The sequence below is a fragment of the Micromonospora sp. ALFpr18c genome, assembly GCF_008868155.1.
Classification (GTDB): domain Bacteria; phylum Actinomycetota; class Actinomycetes; order Mycobacteriales; family Micromonosporaceae; genus Micromonospora.
In genome coordinates, this window is sequence record NZ_WBKR01000398.1 from 1 (window position 1) to 1,393 (window position 1,393).

At 72.7% G+C, this 1,393-nt stretch carries 1 protein-coding gene; it reads left to right on the forward strand.

Annotated features, from left to right (window positions below):
• Positions 1 to 79: 79 nt before the first annotated feature.
• Positions 80 to 1,393 (forward strand): hypothetical protein (locus tag F8271_RS31390; protein WP_151493390.1); only part of this gene is annotated, 1,314 nt, incomplete at its 3' end.

Genomic DNA, 1,393 nt, shown 5'->3' on the forward strand with positions numbered 1-1,393 from the left:
CGAGGGTGGGCTCGGCGGTAGCGTTGCGCCACACTCACGGACCGCCGGCCCTGGCGCCCGATCGTACGGAGGATGGTGCATGTCCATCGGCGCTGAGCCGCTCGCGGTACGCGACGACGCGGCCTCGCGGCCGAGCTTCGAGCTCGCCCTGCGCGGCTACGACAAACGCCAGGTCGACCGGCACCTGGAGCAGCTCGACGGTCAGCTCACCATGCTCAGCAAGGAGCACGGTCAATCGGCCGTCCGGGTCCGTGAACTGACCGCCGAGGTGCAGCGCCTTCGGGCCGAGCTGGCCGGTCTGCAGGAACAACCGGTGCAGGTGGACCGGGCCTCGTTCCAGGATCTGGGACCCATGGTCGGCGAGATCATGGCTCTCGCCGAGAAGCAGGCCGCGATGATCACCGAGTCGGCCACCGACCGGGCCAACGAGCTGCGTACCGAGGCGGAGCGCATCCTCCACGACACCCGTGAACGGGCCGCCCAGGCACGCCAGGACCTCGCCGAGGAGCTGGCGACCCGGCGCACCGAGCAGGAGCAGGCCCACGAGGAGCGGCGCAACCTGGCCGAGGCCGAACTGACCGCGATCCGCGAACACGCGGAGCAGCTGCGCGCCGACGGTGAGGCGGCACACGAGCGCGCCCAGCACGAGGCGAAGCGGATCACCGAGCAGAGCGCGCAGCAGCTCAACCAGACCAGGGTGGCCGCCGACGCGTTGATGAAGTCGGCCCGTACCCAGATCCAGCAGGAGTTGCAGGCGGCCCGCGCCAAGAACCAGCAGGAGATGGCGCAGTGGCAGGCCGGCGTGGAGCGGGAGGTCAACGAACGGCGGGCCGCCGTCGAGCAGGAGATCGCCGAGCAGCAGGCCGCCGCCGAGCAGGAGTTGGCCGAGCAGCGCAGCGGCACCGAGCAGCAGATCGCCGCGCTGCTGGCGGAGGCGCAGCAGCACGTGACCGAGCTGCGCAACCGGGCCGACGAGCAGGCCGCCAGCCACCAGGAGCAGCTCACCGCGTTGCAGCAGGAGATCGCGGAGCGCCGGCAGGAGGCCGCGCAGCTCAACGCCGAGGTGGACACCGCCGGCCAGCAGCTCGCCGAGATCCGTGCGGAGGGCGAGGCGCTGGAGAACGAGCTGTCCCGGATGCAGCAGCGGCTCAGCGAGGTCCGCCGGGACCTCACCGCCGAGAGCGCCCGGCTGGACGAGGCCCGGCGCGCCGGGGACTCCGCCGAGCGGCACGCCAAGGAGGTACGTGCCCGGGTGCAGCGGGAGGCCAAGCGGGTCGCCGACCTCGCCGCCGCCGCGGTCATGGCCGCGGCAGCCGGCGGTACGGAGACCGCGGAGTACCCGATGGTGGGTACCCGCTCCGACCGACCCACACTGGACCGCCTGGACCGGCCC